Below are 21,533 nucleotides of genomic sequence, written 5' to 3'. Positions count from 1 at the left end.
GGGTACCTGGACTCGAACCAAGAACAACTGAGGGCTCCGGAGTCCGTAACGCCATGCTGACGACCTGGCAAGAAACCGCAGGTAAATGCGGTTTTCATGGCCTTAAGTCCACCGGTCGGAAGCGGCCAGTCTGGGGTCGGACGGAGGTTTTTCGGCAACAATCTCGTCACCTCCGGCGGACTCGTAACAATCAGCCAGTGCAGACCCTTGAACCTGCGACCCCTTGGAGGCTCCGGTCGATTTCCGGTCTCCGCCGATCGTCTCAGGAACTCGCGGATTCCCTTGTGTTTACAGGGAACCGGGCGGTTCGCTTGATCCGAGTGTACCCGGTTAGGCACGGTACATTGGAGACGATTGGGGTGAGTTTCCGATGGCGGCCGTGTAGCACTCGAAGCCAAGTAAGAGACGATCGAGCATGAGCGTCCGAAGCCCGCGCTCGGTAGCTCAGCCTGCAGCCACCGCGTGCTGGCGCAAAATCTCCATGTAGGGACGCTCGGTATCCTTCATCGCCCACGCGCCTTTGATGAACTCGATCAGTTTTGGCAGGTCGTCCTTCACCGTGCTTGGCCAGAGGTTCGGGTTGTACGACACCACACGCATGAGGTTGTCTACGTCGAAGATCGGGTTCGTGCCGATCGCCTTCACGAGGACAGTCGGCTTCTTCTCCGCGATACGGAGGCCAAGTTCAAACAAGACGTTTGGATTGTGCTCGGTCAGGTCCACGAGCGCGAGATCAGCGTCGAGCAGGCCATTGACGATCGTGGAATGAATGAGGTCGGATCCTTGGCCGCGAGCCGTTCTGGCCTTGAAACCTGCCGCCGTGATCGCTGGCTCAAACAGCGAGGCATAGACCTCAGCGAAGAAGCCCGGCGCGTACTCCTCGGTCTTCTCCGCGAAAGGCATCGCGACAAAGCAGACCAGCTCGCCGTTGGCCGGTCCGCCCGAGGACTCTGCAGGCGAAGCGGGCGGCGTGACAGTCACAGCGGGCTGTAGCGTCTCGTTGGGCGCAGACGAAGTTGCGGGCACAGTAGCCTGCTGGCTGGGCGCCCACTCGGCCCCGATACCGAGGTGGCGGCAGTTCTTCTGGAAAACGTCGAGAAAAGTGTCGTGCGTCCGCGGGTCCAGCCCGAATTTTGTCTCCAGGACGTTGCGCACGAACTGGTCGGCGGGGAGTTTGCTGCCTTTGTAGTGCTCAAGGACGCCCCTGAACTTGTCGACATTCAGGAACGCCCTCAGTTTCGCCGCATACGCGTCGTTGTCAGACGAGGGATACACGGCCTGCTTGCCCAGCGCGGTCAGCGAAATTTCGGAGGAGTCCCGCGTACCCTCGGTGAAGCCATAGTCGCGGGACGCCGTGGTGAGGTAAAAGAAATTGCCCGTCCTGCCGCCAACGTTAAGCGCCTTAGCAATCTCCTGGGGGGCGAAGGGCTCGCCGCCGTTGTTAGTACGGATCGCGGTAGGGATCCGCAGGGCATCCTCCACAGTCTTCCGCGGGAACGGGTACTGAGCTCGCCCGCCCTGGGCCGCAGGCCTGCCCCTTGGCTCATCGTCAGGGTCGATGGACGCAGCGTCAACTTTGTCCTCGGACGTCTCTTGGTCCATGGTCTCTTCCTCGCATCCCTCGACTGACAAGCGTAGGCGCATGCACCGACAACCGAGAGACGTTTGTCAACGACCAGGGCAGCGCAGAGAAAGCTGTTCCGCTAAGAATCCGGCCGCACTGAAACGAGGTTCTGGACCTTCCGGTCCACGGCCCCACCTTGGTCACAATGTCACGTTGCCGTGCCATTCACTGCTTGAATCGCAACGATCGGTTCGCGGCCGGGGCGAGCCGGAGTTTGGTGGTGGGAACGTATGAGCACAATTACAGTGACGCCACCACAGTCGTGGGCACACGCCCCAGACGCGGGGCACAGCACCGAAGGCGGCTACTTGGCCTCGCTGCTGGCTACGCGGCATGCGGAAGTTGTTCTCACGCCTGCCAACTACGACTCCCGCAGCGTCGAGTGGGGCGAGCCGTGGATGTACGAGAGCCCCGCGTACTGGATCGCTCGAGCCAAAGACATGGCTTTTGCCGAGCAACGAGACGATCTGTACTGCCTCGGGGATTCCTTAGCCGAGGAGGTCGTTGCGTGTCTGCTGGGCGGGTTTGGCGTCACATATGAGTTGAACGTTGCCGCGTTCCACGCTGTCCGGGGCGCCGGCCTCATCTCAGCTGAGGTCAGCCCAGATCCCACCGAGGTTCTTGACTAGCTTCAGCGGCCCTTAACGCTCACGTCAGGACGAACCGCACGGTACCGATTTCCAAATCAGAAATCGGCGAGGATCGCCGGCGCGCTCTCGCGTTTGAAGAGCGAGACGCCCCCGACTGATCCTTTCTTGGCCAGAGAATGGCTTCTCTCCTTCGATGGCATCGGCCCGAAGACCGCAAGTTGGATCGTGCGGAATCGCTGGCCGGACACCGAGGTCGCCATAGTTGACATCCACGTGTGGCGAGCCGCGACCGCGTGCGGAGTGTTCGCCGCCGAATGGAACCCTTCGCGGAACTATTGGGAAATGGAGGCTGTGTTTGTCGAGTGGGCACGCCACGGAGGCGTGAGCGCAGCCGTTCTAGATGCCACGATCTGGGCGGAGCGCGCCGCTCGCGCGCGCCGCCGAATACCGTCGGCACGCACCCAATAACATGGCGCTACCACGCATCGACGAAGGGCGCGACCATGAGCGGATCGAGCGGTCCCGACTACACACAATTTGGGGGCGACTCTGGAGTCGCAGATTGCGCCGGCTACCGTCGAGACAAGCCGCTGCAGGCTCCCAACGAAGATGTCGTTCCAACGCTCAGCGTCGGCGACATCCTCCACCTCGTGTTGCAGGAGAATCCCACTCCTGTGATCGCAGTGGTCACCACCGATGGCCGCGAAGCGGGAGCAGTTATGCCAGAAGAGTTGCTGATCTCCTGCCTCCAGCAAGGCGTGGCATATTCGGCAACAATCGTCTCGGTCCGCGGTGGGCACGTGATGCTCAAGATCGCAGCGGCATGATCATAGGCGGCGGGACGTACCGCGAACGGGTCGATTCGACGCAATACACCGAAGACATCGGTGGAAGTGGATTTCGCGCCGCCTCGCTGCTGTCTGGAACTAGTGTCCAGTTCGTGTCCGCCGTGGAAGACGAGCTCTCCCCGCTCTTAGAAGGCGCCTGTAGTTTGCTGGGGATCACTTGCCGCAACGTCGGCAGAGATCGCTCGGTGGGCTTCCACTACCGGGCTCCATTCGTCGAACCCATCGTTCACGGCCACTCGGCCAGGCTCTCAACAACGTTCGAGATTGAGGGGGAACACGCCCTCGTATTTGGGATCGTTGAACGTGGCGAGCGACAAATCACGGCGACGTCACTCGTGTATGACCCGCAGTCCACTGACGACATCCTTCTCACCGAAGAGACGCCGCCCTGGCGGACGCCAGAACGCCTAGCCATCTCCGCCAACGCCGCCGAGACTCGCGCATTCGCGGACGTTACTGATCTCGACGCCGCAGCCCGGATGGTGGCTGACAAGTTGAAGGCGGACGTCGTCATCACTAAGGTCGGCGGCCGCGGCTGCTTAGTCACCGAGTCAGCTAATAAGAACCAGACATGGATAGGCGTGCACGCCACCGCCACGGTCAACAAACTTGGCAGCGGAGATGTGTTCTCAGCCGCATTCGCCCAAGCCTGGCACGGAGGCGCTGAGCCAATCGAGGCAGCCAGATTCGCGAGCGCCGCGACCGCGTGGTGGTGCGACGGCAATGGTCTGCGGCTCTCCCCCGCTGCCCTCGCCGGCGAGTTACCAGATGCCGGCGCCGAAGAGCTGGATAACGAGGGGCGCTCACCGCTGATCTATCTTGCTGGGCCGTTCTTCACCATCGAGCAACGATGGCTCATCGATCAGTGCAAGAGTTTCCTCGAAGGCGCCGGTGCAGAGGTGTTCAGCCCGATTCACGAGATTGGTCTCGGAGGCCCCGAGGTTGCCGGGGCCGATCTCGCCGGTTTGGCGAAATGCGATGCTGTGTTCGCAATCCTCGACGGCTGGGATCCGGGCACTCTGTTTGAAACAGGTTGGGCGACTGCGCGCGACATCCCTGTCGTCGCCGCCGGTGGCATCGGGCACCCGGAAGGAGCAACGATGTTGCTCGGCACCGGCGCTGAGCAACACGCGGATTACACAACGGCGATGTATCGCGCAATCTGGAGGGGGCTCGGTGTCGGACGGGCATGAGCACACGGTCGTTCCTGAAGACTCTCTCCTTTTGTTCTCTGGGGGGCTCGACAGTACGGCGCTCGCTGCGATCTATCGTCCGGCCCTTCTGTTGTTCATCGACTATGGTCAGCGTCCGGCCGACCTCGAACGACGCGCTTCGCGTCAGGTGGCTAGTGTCCTGGGTCTAACGCTGGCCGAGGTGGAACTGGGAATCCGCGCTTTCGGCTCGGGCCTATTGCGAGAAGACGGCGGGGCTCAGCCCAGCGCTGCACCGAGCCCGGAATGGTGGCCGTACCGAAACCAATTCCTCGCAACCGCCGGTGCAGCAGTCGCACTTCAACACGAACTCACGACCGTACTAGTCGGCTCGGTCGCGCCCGACGGCGAGCGCCACCTCGATGGCACACCCGAGTTCTACGAACGACTCGATGCTCTCGTCCGCTACCAGGAGGGCGCAATCAAGGTAGTCGCGCCCGCGGTAGGTCGCTCCACAGAGACCCTCCTCCAGGAATCGGCGCTTGATGAGGAAACGCTCGGGTGGACGGCGTCCTGTCACCGTTCAAACCTCCCCTGCGGACAATGCCCCGGCTGCTGGAAGCGAGTGCAAGTCCTCGCGTCGCACGGCGTCGAGGGCTACGAGTGGGGAACAACGTCATGAGTGAAGACGACGATCTTCTAGTGACGGTCAGTCAGGAATTTGAGTTCCACGCAGCCCATTTACTGCCGTGGCATCCCGGGAAATGCGCGAACCTGCACGGGCATTCCTATCGCGTCCAGGTCGACGTCGAAGGTGCGCTTGACGAACGTGGCATCGTCGTCGACTTCGACGAACTAGCCGCGATGGTGTGGGGCGAGGTCATCGAACCACTGGACCACACGCTCCTCAACGATCACCTCGACAACCCGACCGCCGAACGACTAGCGATTTATATCCTTCGCAAAGCGGAAGCATCTGGAATAAACCTGAGTGCGGTTCGAGTTTGGGAAACGGCTAAGTCTCTCGCTGCCGTCCGCCGTAGAGCGCAGGAATGACTCTCCTCGTCAACGAAGTCTTCCGCTCCGTCCAGGGCGAAGGACCCAGCTCAGGGCAGCCAGCGGTCTTCCTCCGGCTTGCGAACTGCAATCTTGCCTGCGTCTGGTGCGACACGCGATTCAGCTGGGACTGGACACTGTTCGATCCCGCAAAAGAACGACATGAAACGCGAACCACAGAGCTCGCATCTGAGATCATCGCCGAACTGCATGGAATCAATCTGCTCGTCATCACTGGCGGCGAGCCACAACTCCAGCAATCCAGCATCCTGGAACTCATCACGGCCTTGCGGGTGAACTCGCCGAATCTGCGGGTCGAGATCGAGACGAATGGGACGATTCCACCCACACCGCAATTCGCGGAGGCGATCGACCTGTTCGTCGTCAGCCCAAAACTCGCCAACTCCTCCGTACCCGAGAAACGCAGGCTAAGACACCGAGCACTCGCGTCATTCCCACCCGACCGATCTGCCCTGAAGTTCGTCGTCACAGACCCGCGCGAACTGGAAGAAGTGGCTGCCGTGCGTGCGATCACGGGTCTACCGCCTAATCGGACGTGGATCATGCCGGAGGGCACCACTCCCGACTCCGTATTACGTGGGCTACAACGACTCAGCGAACCAGTCGCTCGGGCGGGATACAACTTGTCCCCGCGACTGCACATCCTTATGTGGGGTGACGCGCGCGGTAGGTAGCCGTTTATATTCGTGTCGAATAGCAGATCTCCGTGTCGGAGCCACCGCGCATAGTCGAGGCATGACCATCGAACGCCTTGCGGCCACTTCTCTCACCCCGTGGATCGCCCGGCCCGAGTTGCACGCCGCGAGGATCGCCGACGCGCTCGACTCTGCCCTCGCCCCGTCGACGCGAGCCGCCTACCGGGGAGCCCTCGATCGCCTCGCGCGGTGGGCGCGCCGCGAGCGCTTCGTCGAACCGATGTCGCCGGCGTGCCTCGCGGCATACGTGACCGAACTCGCGGAGACGGGGCGCAGCGCGTCCGCGATCGGTCAGGTGCTCGCGGCAGTCGCTCGCGAAGCGTTCGAGACAGGCGCGCCCGATCCGACACAGGACCCTGTTCTCCGTCAGGTTGTCGAAGGGAGCCGGCGCCGAGTCGCCGAGCACCACGTCGTCAGGCGCGCCCACCCCATGACCACACCCGAACTCGCACGAATCCTCGCCGCCATAGATCAGGAGACCGTCGTCGGCAGGCGGGATGCCGCGATCACGGCACTTCTCTATGCCGGCGCATTCCGCCGATCCGAGGTGGCCGCGTTCAACCGCAGTGAGTTCACGGTCGGCGCCGACGGCATCCGCATCCTGGTCCGGCGGTCGAAGCGTGACCAGCTGGCCGTGGGCGAGACCGTGGGCATCGCGCGAGGGAAGCACGCGGCCACGGACCCGGTGCGCCTCGTCACCCGTTGGCTCGCCGGACGCGGGAAGGTCGGACCTACCGAGCCGGTCTTCGTGAAAGTGACGCGGACCGGCGCGCTGTGCTCGTCGCACATGACAGGACACGCGATCGGGGAGATCATCAAGAGCCGTGCCAAGGCTGCCGGCCTCGACGCTCCGATCACCGGACACTCCGGGCGCCGTGGCCACGTGTCGACGGCGATCCTCGCAGGGAGTGACTTGGCCGTCGTCGCGAAAACCACGCGGCACAAATCGCTGTCCAGTCTCATGCTCTATGCGGATGAACTGCGGGTAATGGAGCGCACGACGAGCGCGGACCTCGGGCTGTGAGGATCAGCTGCCGGGAACGAGGAGCGCGACGTCGTCGAGACTCCCCTTGACCTTCCCGTTCTTCTCGATCGTGACCAGGCATTCGAGTGACTGAGTGTCGCCGTCGCTCGTCACAGCCCCGTTCCCCATGAAGAACTGGCTGCCGTCCTTCGGGTTGCGAGCTGTGGCCGGTTCCCCGTCGTCCGAGAACACCGAGTTGAGAGCTTTCGCATCCATCAGCGTCATGGAAAGGTGTGAGAAGTGCGCGCTGCGGTTGTCGAGCTGATCCTCTGCCGACTTCTCACACGCCGCGATAGCTGCACTCTTGTGCTCAGACTTCTGGATCGTTGGTGTGAGAGCTGCCAAGACGATGGCCGCCGCGACAACGACCGAGCCGACAGGGATGGTCACCTTGGCCCACGTCGGCATCCGGCGCTTCGGAGCGTCGCGCATCGGGGCGACGGAGCGCATCGCGGGTGGTTGCGGCGCCAACGCAGCTGTAACCGGCGCGGTGGGCGTCGGCTGCGCCGCTTCCGCAGTTGCTGAGCGGCGCAGCGACGTCATCGCACGCCCATCCCACCACGCTTGAAGGCTCGGGTCTTCCGGCGCGACCATCCAGCCGGGAGACGGCAGATTGTGCGGTGCTTCGTTGTCGCTCACAACTCGACTGTGGCAGTCACAGGGTCCACGAAGCCAGCTCACAAACACCCCAGAGCGAGGGGCAAGCCGAGCCGGGCCTCCCGCGCTTCGCGGTCTCGGCCCTCTCGCAGCCGCGTCCGCGTCTGCTCACGCGCGCTGTCGCGCGCCCGTTGCGGGGCGTTGCCGGCGCGGCTGCGAGCCGGCGAACGCCGCGCACGGCCGGCTTTGCCGGCCGCCCCGATGCGCGGCGGTACGCTCACGCGACGTGGTGGTGCCTCGACGATAGCGCCGCGGACGACCGGAAGGTCGTCTGGCTGCCGTCACCTGACTTCGTATCCGGCGCTGGCCAGCGTCGCGATCAGGCGTTTGCGTCTGAATGCCGACACCACCGCGTCCCCGTCAAACCACGAGATCGTGATGTTGAAAGGCCAGGTACGCGTGATTCCGGTGATGGCGGTTCGCGCGATGAACTGCTCGGAGCCGAGAGCGCTTACGACGAGGCCGCGCTCGTAGATGTCAGAACGCCGAGGGAAGAGAAAACCCGCGTTGATGGGCGGCACCCCGCTGATTCCCACGCCGGCCGGATGAAGCCGCGCGATCAACCGCCCGCGCGCCTCGTCGTCTGTGGTGCCGCTCACGTCGCCCTCCCGTTCTGTCGATCATCGCACGCAGTCTTCGAGGGCAGCCCGTACCGCGCCCGCGTCCGCGCGATCACCTGCTCCGAGCTCAGCTCGCCGCGAGCGAAGCGCACGACGTCGTCCATCGTCTCCTCGTCCGGCTCCGCCCTCTCCATCTGCGAGGAGGCGATCGCCTGCCTCACCTGCCACCACCGGTCGACGGCCTCGACGAGCTGACTGCTCGTCAGCTCGCCGGTGACGTAGCGGCCGAAGAGCACGCGGACCTCTGGGGTAATGGCCGGCGCGCCTTCGAGGGCGCCGGAGTGCGCGGCCTCGCGGACGGACCGGGCACGGCGTTCACGCTCCTCGTCGCTGATCTCGGGCATCTTCGTCACTATGCGCGGCGGCCAGGCCAAGCGACAACACATTCGCCCGCGCCGACGCCGATCACGATTCGCAGCAGCTACCGTCATGCCATGGCGCTGTCGATCGAGGTTCCTCAGCGCGAGACCTGCGTGTTCTGCGAATATCTGGCGGACCGACGGCCGTACACGATCGTCAGGCGGGACGACCGCGCAGCGATGCTCGTGACGCGCGAACAGCGCGGGACCCCGCATGCTCTCGTGATCCCGATCGCACACCGCGAGACGGTACTCGATCTTGCCGATGAGGAGCTCGACGCGGTGATTCGGATGGTCCGCGCTGCCGCCCGGGCATTCGATGCCGAATGGGCGCGGCCGGGCATCGCGGTGTGGCAGAACAATGGCGTCCCTGCCAGCCAGCATGTCCCACACGCGCACTTCCATGTGGTCGGAACGCTCGATGAGGGGGGCACCCACTGGGGCGAGCTCCCGAGGTTGTCGCTCGACGAGACCGAGCTGATCGCCGAGAGACTGCGCGTCGGTCTGGGCCTGGACGGATAGAGGCGGCGCCCGCCACGAAAGGCGCGACGGTGACGCGAGAGCGTGTCAATCGGGCGCTGGGGGAGGATACGTCCGTGAGCACTGAGGATTTTCCGACGATCCCGTTCAACCCGCGTCCACGCGACTGGGAGGGATTTCCGATGCCGTCGTCCGTTCCTGAGGGTCTGCGACTCGAGCTGAGCCGTGCCCGGGTCGTCGACGGCAAGGCGGACGAGTTCGAGGAGTGGATGAAGACGCTCAATGACCGGTATCCCGAGATGCAGGAAGGGCTGCCCGCTGAGCGGCAAGTATTCGAGGCAACGTTCCGCTCCACTGAGGCTGACGGCTCCACCTGGATTTACCACCTCAGTCTCATGGGCGTGGACGGCGGCGGCAACGACGAGTCGATCCCCATCGATGCCCTCCACGTCGAGTACAGCAACCGTGTCAAGGAGCGTGGCTGGGAGGAGCTCGAGCCTAAGCTCATGCTCACGCCCGATCATCTGCGCGCTGCAATGGTCCAGTGGGCCCGCACGGGAGCTACAGACTTGCCGCTCGAGTAGCCGCGCGCGCCCCGACGTTCGACGTGCCGGGCCGCCGGCGCCGCGCGGCCGGTTCGCCGGCTCCAAGGTCCACAAGGGCTTAGGCGGCAGCCGCAGCGCCGAAGCGGCGGCGCGCCACTAAGGCGCGCCTGCCGGGCACGAGCGCGACGAGTCGACGCGACGTGTGAGGATGACATCCGTGAATCCGGCCGCGCGCTCCCGTCGTCGGTTTGCGCCCTTGATCGTCATCCTGTCCGTGTTCGCGGCGGTCCTGCTCTTCGTCGGCGGCGTCTACGCGTGGGCGTTCATCGAGCCGGGGACCGAAGGCCTCTCATGCTCCTATCCGGCGAAGATCAGTGGTGCGATCACCGGGCAAGCCGGGCCCGTCCGCTGCTACCTGAAAGCGCTCGCCGGCGACAGCATGCCGCAGATGAAGACGGTCGTGCGCTCGAACTACGGCATGCCCGACGCCACCGAGCAGCCCACGCGGGCCGCGTTCCGGTTCTCCAAAGACGCGCGGTCCGGACTCGCCCACGTCGACATCCAGCAGACCGGGGTGAGCGCTGACGCGCTTGTCATCATCCGTTTCACGGACGGCAAGACCGACGTCCAGAAGATCTCCCTCGTAGACCCTTCCTCCGCGGTCGCATGGCGGATGAGCACCGTCAATGACCACTCCACCAAGACGTACACATCAGCCGCCGGTTTCTGAGCACGCGGTGAGTCGCGCAGTGCGTGCGCCGCTGTCGCCAGCACTCGTACTGACAGACTTGCGCGGTGTGGAAGAAGCATCGTCGCCTGGCTATCGCCGCGATAATCCTCGTGTGCGTCCTCGGTGGAAGCGTTGCGTTTTGGGGTGCTGATGCCGCCGTCGCCGTGCACGAGTCCGAGCGCGCCACACCGCGGCAGATGACGACCACCTATCTGCGCGACGCGCGGTGGGGCAACTGTCCGGCAACTCTGGCCCTGACCCTCGCGCATACCAACCCGTGGTGCAACGATCTCCTGGCATACGCCGTCGGGCTGCCTCGTCTGGAGTCATATCGGGTGACCAGCAACGCGCAGCTCGTCCCGAAATCGGTGGGCGGCGCGAACGAAGAATGCGTCCAGTCCACCGTCCGAGCACCGCACTTCCAAGGCCCCGGCATGGCCGCCACATTCCAGTGGGGCTGGTGCTGGACAAGAACTGCGCACGGCTGGCGACTCTATGACCAGGGCCAAGGGTGACAAGCTGCACCGCGGCTCTTCCGCCGTTCGCCACGCTCCCGAATCGTGAATGCGACTCGTCTGCCGGCCCGCGAATACTTCCGCGATCGGCGCGCGTGAGGTGCTCAACCGTGGTGTTCGCACGGCAATATGACCGTGTGACCGATCTTCAACATCACGCGCGCCGGGCCGCGAGCTTTCACAGTGCGGCGGATGCTTACGACGCGGCGCGGCCCGGATATCCCGCGGCTGCGCTCTCGTGGATGGTTCCGGACGAGGCGCGCAGCATCCTCGATCTCGGGGCCGGGACGGGCAAGCTCACAGAGTCGTTGGTCGCACCGGGACGTCAGGTATTCGCCGTCGATCCGAGCAGCGAGATGCTCCGCGTGCTCGCCTCGAAGCTGCCGACCGTGGAGGCCCGGGTCGGCGGCGGGGAAGATATCCCACTACCGGACATGTCGGTGGACGCCGTGACGGTCGCGCAGGCCTGGCACTGGATGGATCGCGCCCGCGCGGCCGCGGAGATCGCCAGAGTGCTCAGACCCGGCGGAATCCTCTCGCTGGTGTGGAACAACGACGACGATCGTGTCCCGTGGGTACGCGAACTCGGCGGCGTGGATGCGGAAGAAACCCCACGTGTCCGTCCAGCCGCTGATGGCGATGCGGAGCCGATCGAAGGGTTCCACGCAGGTGAGGCGGCTGGCTTTGAGTGGGTCAGGCGACTGACCCGCGAAGAGTTCATCGCATACGAGTGCAGCGTCAGTGCGTTCCTCGTGGCAAGAGAAGAAGAACAACGAGCGAGAGTCGCATACCTGCACGAGGTGCTTGAGCGTCACCCCGAGATCGTGCACGACGGCCATATCGCATACCCCGTGTTCACCTTCGTTCTGCGATATTGCCGGACCTAAAGCCGTAACGTGCGCTAACCCCGCGACCTACGCGCAAGACGCGACAGGCCCAGTCCTCGACTTCGATCCGCTCGATCTCCGGCCACAGCCGCGCCCACACCGCAGCGAGCTGTTGCCGCGTCTGCCGGAACTCGTCGCCCCAGTCGCTCGGCGGCTCCGGAATCGCATCCATCGCCCCCGCCAGCCGGTTGCAGATCGCGCGCACCGATTTCAGCATGTCGCGGCTTTCCCGCGGCACCCACGTGTCCTGTGTTCGCCGCGGGACGATCCGGTCGACCTCGTCGAAGGCTTGCTGGAATCGGTCGCAGAGCCGGTCGTCGAAGAGGCGCCCGATGCCGACCATCACCCGGTCGAGGCCGATGTCCCAGTCATCGATGATGGTCGTCTCGCGAGGTAGGAAGCCGTCGACCAGCCTGCCGAGCTCATCGAGCGTCGGATGGGACCCGGGCCACCAGCGGACGGCGAGGAGATCAGGTTGCGGGCAGCTCACCGGCTCGTCGAGCGACAGCAGACCGTCCTCGACGAGCCACGCGGCGGAAACACCGGCCGCGCGGAGAACGCTGGCGAGGGTCTCAGCCACGGTTACGGTCCTCGCGCTCGAAGCGGACGCTCCGCCCAACCCGCCCGAGATACTGGTCGTCATACGGCTCGATGACGATCCGTGTGAGAGGTCGGCCTTTCCTCGCGTCGTGGCGTGCGGCCATCAGGATGATGCGCAGCTCGTCCGCCGTGAGCTCAGGCAGTCCTCTGCCCGGGTGGAGGCGCTCGATCTGGACGCGCTGCTCGGCCAGGTCGTCGTCGGTCATCGGAAATCACCGCCACCGATGAGCGGCGAGATGACTTCCTCCCAGTTCGCCCAGCGGTCAAGGTGCGGCCCGTCGATGTCCGCGTTGTACGGCTGGGTGAAGAACACCTGCTGCCACTCCGGCTCGCGCCGCCCGGTCAAGCCGACGCGGTCGTCGACGAGGACGTCGCCGCGGACCAGGGTTTTGTCTCCGGCGATCGCGAGTGCCTCAACGAAGCGCTGGCCGAGGTGTCGTCGCACCCACGCCGCTTTCGCACTCCACGACATCGGGTTGGAGGTCATCGGACTCGTGCACACGACAACGGAGATCCCGGCTCGCTGCATCTGGATCAGGGCGTCACGCGCACCGTCGTAGACGGGCATCGTGGCGAAAAAATCCTGCTCGGTGATCACGTCGCGGATCGCGGCGTTACGGTCCACGTCGTCGCCCCAGATGACGAAGCGGGACCGGTCGTGAAGCGGCTGGTCCGGGTGGAGCCGCGCGAGGCCTGCGTCCAAGTGGCCGAAGAAATCGACGACGGTGTTGTCGAGATCGACGAGGCAGATCGGCGCGTCAGAGGCAGTCATACCTGCCCTATGTGCGGCCTAACGCGTGGCTGCCACATATAGCTGCCGGGCAGCTACATGCCGCGCTGTCGAGCATCTTCAAGCGACCGGATCGCATGCGCGACGTCGTGCGCTGCGCTGCGCAGCCGAGTGATCTGCTGCCCGGCGCGAGCCTCGGGTGTTCGCGCGAACATCGAGTCGAAATCCGGCTTGACGGGTGACTCGGCCACAGCCTGCTCGGCCAGCCGTTCGATGCGCTCCACCGCGTCGTCGAGGATGCGGATGAGTTGGTCGATCCCGTCGCGCATCAGCGCCCTGCGACCAGGATGATGACGAGTCCGGCGGCCACAAGAGCTGCGACCCACACGATCGTACGGATGACTTCGCTGCGGGTGCGCTTAGCGGGCTTGTTCTCGGGCATGGCGCTCCTTGGGGTCGTGGGCGCCGCGGTGGCGCTGAGGACCCTGCGCGCGGCTATGAAGCGCCTGAAGGGCCGAACGTTGCGACTGCCGGTACGCTCTGGCGCGTGGACCTCCTGTTGTCGGATGCGCGCGTGTGGGCCAGCCCGGCCGAGCCGGTAAGTGAGCCGACAACGGTGCTGATCCGCGACGGTGTGGTCGCGCACATTGGCGAACAGGCGCTCGCACCGGCGCCGGCCAACGTCGTGGCCGTCGACGGGCGTGTCGTGTGCTCAGGGTTCTGGAACTGCCACGTCCACTTGACCGGCGGGAAGTGGCAGGCCGCGCGGCGAGGGCCAGCTGCCGTCTTGCAGGCGGCGCTCGACGACACGTTCCTCAGCCGAGGGTTCACGTCTGTGCTCGACCTGTCCTCCAATCCGACGACGACCATGCCCCTCATCCGTCGCATCGAGAGCGGGGAGCTTCGCGGGCCCGGCATCATGACCGCCGGTTCCGGCATCCGGCCCTGGCGCGGCATCCCGTTCTACGTCAGGGACGATGTGCCCTGGTTCCTACGCTGGCTGATGCCGGGCCCCGCTACCGCAGCGGGCGCTCGTGCCGTCGTCGCCTTGCAAGCGCGCAGCGGGGCGACGATCACCAAGCTGTTCAGCGGCTCATACGTCGAGCCAACGCGAGTGAAGCCGATGCGCTTGCGTGTGGCGCAGGCCGCCGTCGATGCGGCGCACAGACGCGGTATGCGAGTCTTCGCCCACCCCTCAAACCGCGAAGGTACCGCGGTCGCAGTCAACGCCGGAGTCGATGCGCTGGCCCACGTTCCGGACGAAACCGAGGGGACGGAGGGGTTGCTCCGCGAAGCTGCCCGTCGTGACATCCACGTCATTCCGACTCTGCACATGTTCGCCTCGACCGTGACAACCGATGAGAGCTACCTCGCGCCGATCCGCGGTGCGCTGCGCGGGTTCATCGATGCGGGCGGCCACGTCCTGTTCGGGACGGACGTCGGCTACATGCCTGACACGGAGACTCGCGGTGAGTACGCGGCGATGCACGCGAGCGGCATGGATGCGGCCGACATCCTGCGGTCGTTGACATCCGCGCCTGAGCGCTTCTTCGGACGCCGCGACGGCGGGACGATCCGCGTCGGTAACCGCGCCGACCTCACGATCCTAAGGACGCGCGGCATGCCCGGACCGGAAGACTTCGCAGACATCCACGCTGTGATCAAACACGGTCGGCTCGTCTTCCCGAGCGCCGATTCGTGAGCACTCATATCGCGCAGATCGCCGCCGGCGTTGCCGCCAGCGTGCCGGACTCGCGACGAGCACTCATCGGGATCGATGGCGCGGACGGGAGCGGCAAGACGACATTCGCGACGGCGTTGGTGGATGAACTCGCCCCGCGCCCCGTCATCGTCATCCATGCGGACGATTTCTTGAACCCTTCCGCGGTGCGCCATGCTCGCGGGCGCCAGTCACCGGATGGCTTCTGGCTCGACTCCTACAACTACGACGCCCTCATCGAGCACACTCTCGCCCCGCTTGGGTCGCGAGGAGATGGCTGGTATCGGCCAGCATCGTTCGACCCAGACGCTGATGCCGTCATCAGCCCTGAAATGCGGCTCGCGCCCGAGAGATCGCTCGTTCTGGTCGAGGGCATGTTCTTACACCGTGATGAGCTCGCCGGCCGATGGGACTTCTCGATCTTCCTTGATGTGCCGTTCGCTGAAACAGCGCGACGCATGGCCGTGCGCGACGGATCGCACACCGACCCAGGGCACGAGTCGATGCGCCGTTATGTCGAAGGTCAGCGGATTTACTTCCGCACCGCGCGCCCGTGGGAACGAGCCTCAATCGTCGTCGACAACGCGAGAGCGTGGAGCCCGCGAATCATTCCCGCCGCCGCGGCCAGCGCGGCATCCGCTGTCAAGTAACCGAGGCGGCTCACTCTCGTGGTACCTGCAACCATCGGGCGACCTCGACGCGCACGAGGGCTCGCTCACCCTCAGGAGCCGCGTCAGCCGCATCCCACCCGTACTTTGTTCCGAACGCAGCGATCACCCCAGGCCGCTCTCCCACTTCGACGAGCGTCGCGACGCTTTCGCCGACCAAACCTCCGGCCTCAGCAGTCCCCTCGGCAGAGAAGCTGACCCTCGGATCGGCTGCGAGCAGTCGCGCTTTCCGGGACCGCTTCGTGATCGAGCACCACACGGTCCCGTCGATGTAGACGAACCACATCGGGGTGACGTGTGGGGCGCCGTCGGGTCGGTTCGCCGCGAGCCACAGGTGCCCCGAGTGATTCAGCAGGTCGGCGATGCTCATGCGCGCGTCCGCGTGAGGTACAGTCGGATCTCGTCGGTGAGCCGGACCATCCGATCCACCTCGCCGTCATTGGAGACGGCGGCGATTCCGATGTCAAGGTCAGGTAGCCGGATGGACCTCGCGGTCCAACCTCCGGGCCAGTTGCCTCCGTGACTGTGCACGAGCACGCCGTGTTCGCGGGCGACGCGAATGCCCCAGGCATAGTCGAGCGGGGTCCGGTCATCAAGCTGCCCCCTCACGCTGATCAGTGATCGGACGGGATCGCCCATCTGTCCGCCGGGGAGCACGGCTCGGTTCCATGCATCCAGGTCTTGTGCAGTGGACCAGAGTCCGCCATCGCCGATGCTCAGGGGAAGCGGCCAATGTTCGGTGACAGCTGGGGTCGGGTGACCATCGGCCGCATCCGAGGGGATGCTCGACGCCGAGCTGTGGAAAGCGCTGCGCCTCATCCCGATCGGCTCAAAGAGGGTCGTGCGCGCGAACTCGGCAGCCGGCACACCAGCTGCGCGATCGATGATCTCCGCCAACGCGATGTATCCCGCGTTGCAATACTCGAACCGCGTGCCAGGTGTGAACCGCAGCTCCGGCGACCGCCGAAGAGCATCCAGAACTGACCCGCTATCCCACCGGCTCTCATCCAGCCGATCAAACCGCGCGGACAGTTCCGCGTCGGTCGGGAGCCCACTCGTGTGATGGATCAGGTGACGCACGCGAACACCCTTCGCCCACGAGGGCAACTGCGGCAGCCATTCACTCACGGGGGCGCTGACGTCGAGGACACCGCGCATCACGAGCGTCGCGGCGCATGCGCCGATGATCTGTTTCGAGAGCGACGCGAGGTACGTGGTTGTCCGAGTCGAGAATCGGATGCCGGGCCGCGCCCAGCCCGAGGCCTTCGAGGCCACAAGCCCTTCTCCGGCCGAGATGACCACTGCGACGCCCGGCCCAGACTCCGCGTATCCGGCCGCGTTGATGAGCCCTGCGAGCCGCGCGTCATCCACCACGCCAGTGTGGCATCACCGCCGACGGCATTGCTGGCGCGGCCGCGTTGACGAAGCGGTGCGCGCCGGCGACGCTTCGCGGGTGCGGCACGGCGTCGGGCCGATGAGCGGCGTCGTCAGCGAGCGCTATGCGCCTGCCGCACGGGCGCTCTGCCGACTATGGCCGCCCTGTTGCGCTGCGACTCTTATGCGCGGCCTACTCTGATGATGTGACCGTTGATCCAGCCGCCTTATCGCGTACGAGCCGGAGCCTGCGCGGCTACGCCGCTTCCGGCCGACCGGAGGAGCGCGAGGATGCCGACGCGCGCCTCTCCGACCTGTTCGTGGCCGCGAAGCGGGCCGAGGATGTCGATGCCGTGGAGCTCCTGACGCAGGCGCGGCAGCTGCTCGCGTTGGGTCCTGCCGGCGCCAACGAGGCTGACAACCTTCTCCCGCGACTCCAACCGCGCAGCTGAGCTGCCGGGGCGATGCAAGTGCCAGACCTCAGGCAGGTCCGCCTCCGCCTCCTGCCGCTGGTGTCCCCAGAGCACTGGGCGCTCACCACCGACCGTTCCGCATTCCAAGACCCCGCGCAGCGCCACCGCGCTGCCCTCCGCCACGAAATCGACATCGCGGTCGAGTGGGGCCGGCAGGAGGAGCCGCACGATGAGACCGGATGGTGGGTGCCGTGGGCGCGTGAGCGGATCGTCACGGAGGTCTGTGACGTGTGGTGGCGCGGTGCCCCCATCGACCGGGTGATCCTGGCCCGCGTCGGCGGCCGAGCGCTGCTCCCTCTCCCCCTCCCTGCGCACGTTGAGCTGCTCGTCAGCGAGTGGGAGGTGAGAGTCGCCCGGCTCGCTCACGATCTCGAAGGTCTCGGCGGTTTCGAGGAGCTGCTCAACTACACAGACATCCAGCTCATCGCAGAGTGGCCTGCGGAGATGCTCGACGCGTCACGCTGACCGTCGCGAGAGCAGCAGGAAGACCCCGACGGCGCCCGCGGCGGCGCCCACAGCGACCAGCGGCGGCAGGCCCTGCATGCGCGTGACGACGATCGCCAGCGCGACGATGACGCCGCCGCTTACGGCGCGGGTGCGGCGCGTCATGCGGCCTCGTCCCGCTCGACGAGGGCGAGGCCGTGGGCGGCGGCGATCGTTTCGAGGAGGGAACGCTCGTCGAGGTCGCGGATGACGATGACGTTGCCGGCGGGGAGCGCGGGGCGGGCTGAGAAGAGAGCGCTGGATTTGACGGCTATCAGCGGAATCGGGTGACGCCAGACTCGGACGCTGACGGGCCGGCGCTTGTCGCCGTTGAGGATTCGGGCAACGCACGCCGGCATCCGGTCCGCGGCTCCACTGCCGTGGTCGTCCTCGAACCGTGAGATCTCACGCTGCTGCATGGTGGTCGCGAGGTTGACCGCGAACGCGCGACGGTCGGCGAGCTGGGCGGCGAGGTCCGCAATCAGTGGACAGTCGGTCGCCGGGTATCCGCGGATCTGTGTGGCGAGAAGATCGGACTCGCTGGTCCCGTAGTAGACGCGCTCGCGCTCGACGTCGCGCAGCTCGAACGGAACAGCCGGCCTCGCGCGTCGCGCTGCGGTTCGTCACGCAGTTCGCCATCGAGGAACAGCTTGGTCACCCACGCACTATGCGCGGCTGCGCTCACTCCTCGGCGATGGCGTTGCTGAGATCGCGAATCTTCATCATCGACACGACCTGCCGCAACGAGACGTTGTTGGGCACCCGTCCGCCCGTGAGTCGGTTGAGGCGGAAGATGCTGGGGAACTTCTCGACGACGCGCTCCTCGATCGCGAACGGGTCCGCGGACCGCGTGGCGAACAGTCGCGTGGTGTCGAGCGCGCGAAAGCTGTCGACGGCAATGATCGAGGTGAACTCGTTCCCCCAGAGCAGCCTGTCGAACGGGAAGTTGCGAGTCCAGTGCTGGCGCATCCGCTTCGCGAGCTCGCTGCCGGTCACCCCGAAATACGCCTGCTTGTAGCCGTCAAGCACCATCATGTAGAAGCCGGACGCTGAGCCGAAGTCGTTCAGGTCATGAACCTCGACAAGCCCGCGCTCGGTGGCCACGAGGTCGTCGACCGCCACGTTGAACTCTCCCTCGTCGAGGGCGTCAAAGAAAGCCATGTTGCGATCGAAGTTCCGCAATGCAGCGGAGCGATGCTCTTCACACCACGCGTCGGTGTAGATCGTGTGTGCATCGTCGGCGTAGAACCGGCTCATGCGCTCCCACGTCGTTGGCGACTGCGACTCGCGTGGGATCACGAGCGAGGACCGCTTGTTGATCGTTGCGTAGGTGTCTCGGGATAGGCGGAGTCCGAGCGCCGTGTTGTCGCGTAGCCGCAGCCCGAAGTGGCCGATCATCACGCTGTGACGGTATCGCTCGGTGAATGACGGTGGCAGCCCCCGTCGTGAGGACGGATGCGGCACCACACGGCTCAGGCGGTAAGCCTCACCATCGAGCCGTGCGCAGCTTCGCTGTCCCCTCGAAGCGCGGAAGAACCCCAGCAGGAACCTTGGTGAGCTCACCGGCCCGACAGCTCCTCCCCCACCCTAGTTCGAGGGTCGTCCGCCCCGGTTTCACCGCCGGAATACGAACCGAGATCAGATTTCAGTTATTTTGACGATGCACATCCCAGCAATCTCAAGGAAGTTGACCCAGCGCAGCCGACCTCATTCCTGCATGCACAGGACTACCGATGGCAAAAAAGCGTCATCGCCTGTCACGCAGCCCCGTCGCGCCACAGGGAATCCCCGGGGCGGAGACCACAGCAGCAATGAACACCGCACGCGAGCAGCGCCGCGCAGCCGAGAAAGGCACCCCGCAAATCATCGCCATCGAGCAGGTTGACCAGACCTGGACCTACGACGACATCGCGCACTTCTACCAAGTCACCTACGGCACGGTGCGCAACTGGGCATCACAGGGAAAGCTCCCCCGTCCGCTGCCCGGCCTCGGAAAGACGAAGCGCTTCGACCCGAACACGGTGCGCCGGCACGCGGGCGTCCAGGTGCTCGGCGACCTCGTCGCGAAGAACGAGAAGGTGTCGTGATGGCGAAGGCTCGCATCCCGTTCGGCGGCCACGGCAATGTCAAGATCAACCCGACCGGTCAGACCGGCCTCTGGCTCGCGACGACCAGCTGGCGGCACCCCGACACGGGCAAGGTCAGCATCGCCCGCAAGCACGTCGACACGGACTACGCGCCAGCAGCAACCCGACAGATCGAACTCCACATCGAAGAGCTCATCGGGCGCCGCGTGGACGTCCAGCTCGACAAATCGAGCAGCGTTCGCATGCTCGTCGACGCGTGGACCGAACAGATTCTGGACAACCCGCAGCAGAACAACTTCGCGGTGCAGACCGTGCCGCGGTATCGCGCGTCCGCCAAGGTGCTGGTGGCGCTCCGCGGCGACAAGCGCCTCGACGAGATCGGGCCCGGCGACCTGATGAAAATGTTGAGCGCGCTGAACTCGCGCCACCACTCCTCCGCCCGCAACCTCCGCGTTGTCACCAAGCACATTTTCAAATGGGCATTCATGGAGGAGATCACTGCAACCGACTACTCGATGTTCGAGATTCAGCTGCGCGACCCGACTCCGAAGGAACGGCCAAAAGCGATCGCCGAGGACAAGATCGGCGTCTTTTTCCAGGCGTTCGACGACTACGTCGCTCGCCAGAAACCGGGCCCGAAGTCATCGCGTCAGGTACAGCAAGCGAGGGACGTTTGCGACATCGCGTTCGGGCTCGGTGGCCTCCGAATCGATGAGGCGGCGGCGATCTTCGCTGAGGACATCGAGGACCACGGCGAGAAGGGCCTCCGCGTGTTCGTCAACCGCGGCGTCAAATACCAGGAGCCGACCGGAGATCGCCGCATCCCCGACGGGCGCAAGAAGGCGGTCTACGACAGTCCGGGGTTCTTCTTCGTCGAGGGCCACACCAAGCCCCACTCACGCCGCTGGATCTGGGCTGACGAGGTCTCGACCGAGACTCTCAGACGCCTGGTCTCCGAAAACAGCAATGGACTCCTGCTCCGAGTCGAGGGGTCGGGAGGCGACGGGCGCCCTCTCAACCTCAACAACATCCGCCGCACGCTGCGCGCTGTCGTCGGGGGCACCGAGTTCGAGGCATTCTTCACGCCGCACACGCTGCGGCGTACTGCCGGCACACACATCGCCCGGGAGTTCGGAATCGCGGCCGCGGCAGACACGCTCGGCCACGCGAGCACCGCGACTACAGTCGCGCATTACATCGAGCGCGAGGACGAGGCTCCCGACATGAGGACCTCTCTGAGCCGGCTGCGCACTAAGCGCTGATCTAAGACAGCTCATTCAGAAGCCCCCGGGGATATCCCCGGGGGCTTCTGTTGTAGAGCACACCAGATCACCCCAATCCCTGCACCGCGGATTTAGTGCAGGGATTCAACCCGTGACAGAGCCATGACAAGCGGTGACATTCAACCTGAGCGATTCTCGACGAGGCCAATAATCCGCGGAGAATCAAGGATTTTGGGCCCGTTGGAGCAAGAAAAAAGGCCCCCAAATGGGGGCCGCGTGCTGGGGTACCTGGACTCGAACCAAGAACAACTGAACCAGAATCAGCCGTGTTGCCAATTACACCATACCCCAATGGCCCGAACCGAAGCCCTGG

The 21,533-nt window shown here is 65.2% G+C and carries 32 protein-coding genes and 1 tRNA gene; 19 read left to right on the top strand and 14 right to left on the bottom strand.

What is annotated here, in order from left to right; translation table 11 throughout:
• Positions 1–444: 444 nt before the first annotated feature.
• Positions 445–1,602, bottom strand: coding sequence for a hypothetical protein (locus ACFOYW_RS04650; protein ID WP_390227524.1), 1,158 nt, complete (start codon positions 1,600–1,602; stop codon positions 445–447).
• A 330-nt stretch (positions 1,603–1,932) separates the two neighbouring features.
• On the opposite strand from ACFOYW_RS04650, the gene ACFOYW_RS04645 reads away from it, so the two are divergent.
• The 8 genes from ACFOYW_RS04645 to ACFOYW_RS04610 all read left to right on the top strand — a co-directional run bounded on the left by ACFOYW_RS04645 (position 1,933) and on the right by ACFOYW_RS04610 (position 7,009).
• The gene (locus ACFOYW_RS04645) at positions 1,933–2,253 is read left to right on the top strand and encodes a hypothetical protein (protein WP_390227523.1); all 321 of its coding nucleotides are present in this window, start codon (positions 1,933–1,935) and stop codon (positions 2,251–2,253) included.
• A gap of 93 nt (positions 2,254–2,346) precedes the next feature.
• Positions 2,347–2,682, top strand: coding sequence for an 8-oxoguanine DNA glycosylase (locus ACFOYW_RS04640; RefSeq protein WP_390227522.1), 336 nt, complete (start codon positions 2,347–2,349; stop codon positions 2,680–2,682).
• Between the two features lie 35 nt (positions 2,683–2,717).
• Entirely contained in the window at positions 2,718–3,041 is a 324-nt protein-coding gene (locus ACFOYW_RS04635; RefSeq protein ID WP_390227521.1) for a hypothetical protein, read from the top strand.
• The gene (locus tag ACFOYW_RS04630; protein WP_390227520.1) at positions 3,038–4,255 is read left to right on the top strand and encodes a PfkB family carbohydrate kinase; all 1,218 of its coding nucleotides are present in this window, start codon (positions 3,038–3,040) and stop codon (positions 4,253–4,255) included. Before ACFOYW_RS04635 ends, ACFOYW_RS04630 begins: the two co-directional genes overlap by 4 nt.
• Positions 4,239–4,895 (top strand): 7-cyano-7-deazaguanine synthase, encoded by a 657-nt coding sequence (locus tag ACFOYW_RS04625; protein ID WP_390227519.1) that lies wholly within the window; start codon positions 4,239–4,241, stop codon positions 4,893–4,895. The genes ACFOYW_RS04630 and ACFOYW_RS04625 overlap by 17 nt, the downstream gene beginning before the upstream one ends.
• Complete coding sequence (gene queD / locus ACFOYW_RS04620) at positions 4,892–5,269, top strand: 6-carboxytetrahydropterin synthase QueD (protein WP_390227518.1); 378 nt, start codon at positions 4,892–4,894, stop codon at positions 5,267–5,269. Before ACFOYW_RS04625 ends, queD begins: the two co-directional genes overlap by 4 nt.
• Positions 5,266–5,964: a 7-carboxy-7-deazaguanine synthase QueE gene (locus ACFOYW_RS04615; RefSeq protein WP_390227517.1), complete on the top strand. Its 699-nt coding sequence runs from the start codon at positions 5,266–5,268 to the stop codon at positions 5,962–5,964. The genes queD and ACFOYW_RS04615 overlap by 4 nt, the downstream gene beginning before the upstream one ends.
• A 61-nt stretch (positions 5,965–6,025) precedes the next feature.
• Positions 6,026–7,009 carry a tyrosine-type recombinase/integrase gene (locus ACFOYW_RS04610; RefSeq protein WP_390227516.1) on the top strand — a complete coding sequence of 328 codons (984 nt, stop codon included), beginning with the start codon at positions 6,026–6,028 and terminating at the stop codon, positions 7,007–7,009.
• Between the two features lie 3 nt (positions 7,010–7,012).
• Here the strand turns inward: ACFOYW_RS04610 and ACFOYW_RS04605 are convergent, their stop codons facing one another.
• The 3 genes from ACFOYW_RS04605 to ACFOYW_RS04595 all read right to left on the bottom strand — a co-directional run bounded on the left by ACFOYW_RS04605 (position 7,013) and on the right by ACFOYW_RS04595 (position 8,630).
• Complete coding sequence (locus ACFOYW_RS04605) at positions 7,013–7,648, bottom strand: hypothetical protein (RefSeq protein ID WP_390227515.1); 636 nt, start codon at positions 7,646–7,648, stop codon at positions 7,013–7,015.
• A 299-nt stretch (positions 7,649–7,947) separates the two neighbouring features.
• Positions 7,948–8,265, bottom strand: a complete 318-nt coding sequence (locus tag ACFOYW_RS04600) for a hypothetical protein (protein ID WP_390227514.1) — start codon at positions 8,263–8,265, stop codon at positions 7,948–7,950.
• Positions 8,262–8,630, bottom strand: a complete 369-nt coding sequence (locus ACFOYW_RS04595) for an antitoxin VbhA family protein (protein ID WP_390227513.1) — start codon at positions 8,628–8,630, stop codon at positions 8,262–8,264. Before ACFOYW_RS04595 ends, ACFOYW_RS04600 begins: the two co-directional genes overlap by 4 nt.
• A gap of 90 nt (positions 8,631–8,720) precedes the next feature.
• Here ACFOYW_RS04595 and ACFOYW_RS04590 point away from each other — a divergent pair, with 90 nt between their 5' ends.
• The 5 genes from ACFOYW_RS04590 (at position 8,721) to ACFOYW_RS04570 (ending at position 11,802) form a co-directional block, all read left to right on the top strand.
• Entirely contained in the window at positions 8,721–9,167 is a 447-nt protein-coding gene (locus ACFOYW_RS04590) for an HIT family protein (RefSeq protein WP_390227511.1), read from the top strand.
• A 74-nt stretch (positions 9,168–9,241) separates the two neighbouring features.
• Complete coding sequence (locus ACFOYW_RS04585) at positions 9,242–9,709, top strand: DUF6176 family protein (RefSeq protein WP_390227510.1); 468 nt, start codon at positions 9,242–9,244, stop codon at positions 9,707–9,709.
• A gap of 178 nt (positions 9,710–9,887) precedes the next feature.
• Complete coding sequence (locus tag ACFOYW_RS04580; RefSeq protein WP_390227509.1) at positions 9,888–10,400, top strand: hypothetical protein; 513 nt, start codon at positions 9,888–9,890, stop codon at positions 10,398–10,400.
• A 65-nt stretch (positions 10,401–10,465) separates the two neighbouring features.
• Positions 10,466–10,915 (top strand): hypothetical protein, encoded by a 450-nt coding sequence (locus tag ACFOYW_RS04575; protein WP_390227508.1) that lies wholly within the window; start codon positions 10,466–10,468, stop codon positions 10,913–10,915.
• A 110-nt stretch (positions 10,916–11,025) separates the two neighbouring features.
• Positions 11,026–11,802 carry a class I SAM-dependent methyltransferase gene (locus tag ACFOYW_RS04570; protein WP_390227507.1) on the top strand — a complete coding sequence of 259 codons (777 nt, stop codon included), beginning with the start codon at positions 11,026–11,028 and terminating at the stop codon, positions 11,800–11,802.
• Here the strand turns inward: ACFOYW_RS04570 and ACFOYW_RS04565 are convergent.
• Genes ACFOYW_RS04565 through ACFOYW_RS04550 form a run of 4 tightly spaced genes read right to left on the bottom strand, consistent with a single transcriptional unit; the run spans position 11,771 to position 13,461 of the window.
• On the bottom strand, positions 11,771–12,382 hold the full coding sequence (locus ACFOYW_RS04565; protein ID WP_390227506.1) for a hypothetical protein: 612 nt from the start codon (positions 12,380–12,382) through the stop codon (positions 11,771–11,773). The genes ACFOYW_RS04570 and ACFOYW_RS04565 overlap by 32 nt on opposite strands.
• On the bottom strand, positions 12,375–12,608 hold the full coding sequence (locus ACFOYW_RS04560) for a hypothetical protein (protein WP_390227505.1): 234 nt from the start codon (positions 12,606–12,608) through the stop codon (positions 12,375–12,377). The genes ACFOYW_RS04565 and ACFOYW_RS04560 overlap by 8 nt, the downstream gene beginning before the upstream one ends.
• On the bottom strand, positions 12,605–13,174 hold the full coding sequence (locus tag ACFOYW_RS04555) for a 5' nucleotidase, NT5C type (protein WP_390227503.1): 570 nt from the start codon (positions 13,172–13,174) through the stop codon (positions 12,605–12,607). The genes ACFOYW_RS04560 and ACFOYW_RS04555 overlap by 4 nt, the downstream gene beginning before the upstream one ends.
• A gap of 53 nt (positions 13,175–13,227) precedes the next feature.
• The gene (locus ACFOYW_RS04550) at positions 13,228–13,461 is read right to left on the bottom strand and encodes a hypothetical protein (protein WP_390227502.1); all 234 of its coding nucleotides are present in this window, start codon (positions 13,459–13,461) and stop codon (positions 13,228–13,230) included.
• Positions 13,462–13,679: 218 nt separating this feature from the next.
• Between ACFOYW_RS04550 and ACFOYW_RS04545 the strand changes: the two genes are divergently transcribed.
• Complete coding sequence (locus ACFOYW_RS04545) at positions 13,680–14,834, top strand: amidohydrolase family protein (protein ID WP_390227501.1); 1,155 nt, start codon at positions 13,680–13,682, stop codon at positions 14,832–14,834.
• Positions 14,831–15,502 carry a uridine kinase gene (locus ACFOYW_RS04540; protein ID WP_390227500.1) on the top strand — a complete coding sequence of 224 codons (672 nt, stop codon included), beginning with the start codon at positions 14,831–14,833 and terminating at the stop codon, positions 15,500–15,502. Before ACFOYW_RS04545 ends, ACFOYW_RS04540 begins: the two co-directional genes overlap by 4 nt.
• A 10-nt stretch (positions 15,503–15,512) precedes the next feature.
• On the opposite strand, the gene ACFOYW_RS04535 is transcribed toward ACFOYW_RS04540, so the two are convergent.
• Positions 15,513–15,890, bottom strand: coding sequence for a pyridoxamine 5'-phosphate oxidase family protein (locus tag ACFOYW_RS04535; protein ID WP_390227499.1), 378 nt, complete (start codon positions 15,888–15,890; stop codon positions 15,513–15,515).
• Positions 15,887–16,891 carry a serine hydrolase domain-containing protein gene (locus ACFOYW_RS04530; protein WP_390227498.1) on the bottom strand — a complete coding sequence of 335 codons (1,005 nt, stop codon included), beginning with the start codon at positions 16,889–16,891 and terminating at the stop codon, positions 15,887–15,889. Before ACFOYW_RS04530 ends, ACFOYW_RS04535 begins: the two co-directional genes overlap by 4 nt.
• Before the next feature lie 209 nt (positions 16,892–17,100).
• Between ACFOYW_RS04530 and ACFOYW_RS04525 the strand changes: the two genes are divergently transcribed.
• Together ACFOYW_RS04525 and ACFOYW_RS04520 are read left to right on the top strand one after the other, a co-directional pair.
• On the top strand, positions 17,101–17,346 hold the full coding sequence (locus tag ACFOYW_RS04525) for a hypothetical protein (protein ID WP_390227497.1): 246 nt from the start codon (positions 17,101–17,103) through the stop codon (positions 17,344–17,346).
• 60 nt (positions 17,347–17,406) lie between these two features.
• The gene (locus tag ACFOYW_RS04520) at positions 17,407–17,832 is read left to right on the top strand and encodes a hypothetical protein (protein ID WP_390227496.1); all 426 of its coding nucleotides are present in this window, start codon (positions 17,407–17,409) and stop codon (positions 17,830–17,832) included.
• Here ACFOYW_RS04520 and ACFOYW_RS04515 read toward each other — a convergent pair.
• The 3 genes from ACFOYW_RS04515 to ACFOYW_RS04505 all read right to left on the bottom strand — a co-directional run bounded on the left by ACFOYW_RS04515 (position 17,824) and on the right by ACFOYW_RS04505 (position 19,251).
• Positions 17,824–17,976: a hypothetical protein gene (locus ACFOYW_RS04515; protein ID WP_390227495.1), complete on the bottom strand. Its 153-nt coding sequence runs from the start codon at positions 17,974–17,976 to the stop codon at positions 17,824–17,826. The two genes, ACFOYW_RS04520 and ACFOYW_RS04515, sit on opposite strands and share 9 nt — an antisense overlap.
• Positions 17,973–18,269, bottom strand: coding sequence for a hypothetical protein (locus ACFOYW_RS04510; protein ID WP_390227494.1), 297 nt, complete (start codon positions 18,267–18,269; stop codon positions 17,973–17,975). Before ACFOYW_RS04510 ends, ACFOYW_RS04515 begins: the two co-directional genes overlap by 4 nt.
• Before the next feature lie 262 nt (positions 18,270–18,531).
• Positions 18,532–19,251 carry a hypothetical protein gene (locus tag ACFOYW_RS04505; RefSeq protein WP_390227493.1) on the bottom strand — a complete coding sequence of 240 codons (720 nt, stop codon included), beginning with the start codon at positions 19,249–19,251 and terminating at the stop codon, positions 18,532–18,534.
• Positions 19,252–19,661: 410 nt separating this feature from the next.
• Between ACFOYW_RS04505 and ACFOYW_RS04500 the strand changes: the two genes are divergently transcribed.
• Both ACFOYW_RS04500 and ACFOYW_RS04495 read left to right on the top strand, forming a co-directional pair.
• Positions 19,662–19,937 carry a hypothetical protein gene (locus ACFOYW_RS04500; RefSeq protein WP_390227492.1) on the top strand — a complete coding sequence of 92 codons (276 nt, stop codon included), beginning with the start codon at positions 19,662–19,664 and terminating at the stop codon, positions 19,935–19,937.
• Positions 19,937–21,199 carry a tyrosine-type recombinase/integrase gene (locus ACFOYW_RS04495; protein WP_390227491.1) on the top strand — a complete coding sequence of 421 codons (1,263 nt, stop codon included), beginning with the start codon at positions 19,937–19,939 and terminating at the stop codon, positions 21,197–21,199. Before ACFOYW_RS04500 ends, ACFOYW_RS04495 begins: the two co-directional genes overlap by 1 nt.
• A gap of 240 nt (positions 21,200–21,439) precedes the next feature.
• Here the strand turns inward: ACFOYW_RS04495 and ACFOYW_RS04490 are convergent.
• A tRNA-Gln gene (locus ACFOYW_RS04490) sits at positions 21,440–21,511 on the bottom strand.
• Positions 21,512–21,533 lie beyond the last annotated feature (22 nt).

The sequence above is a fragment of the Gryllotalpicola reticulitermitis genome, assembly GCF_042651345.1.
Classification (GTDB): Bacteria; Actinomycetota; Actinomycetes; order Actinomycetales; family Microbacteriaceae; genus Gryllotalpicola; species Gryllotalpicola reticulitermitis.
The sequence above is the reverse complement of the archived record's forward strand: the minus strand, read 5'-3'. Positions and strand labels throughout refer to the sequence as shown.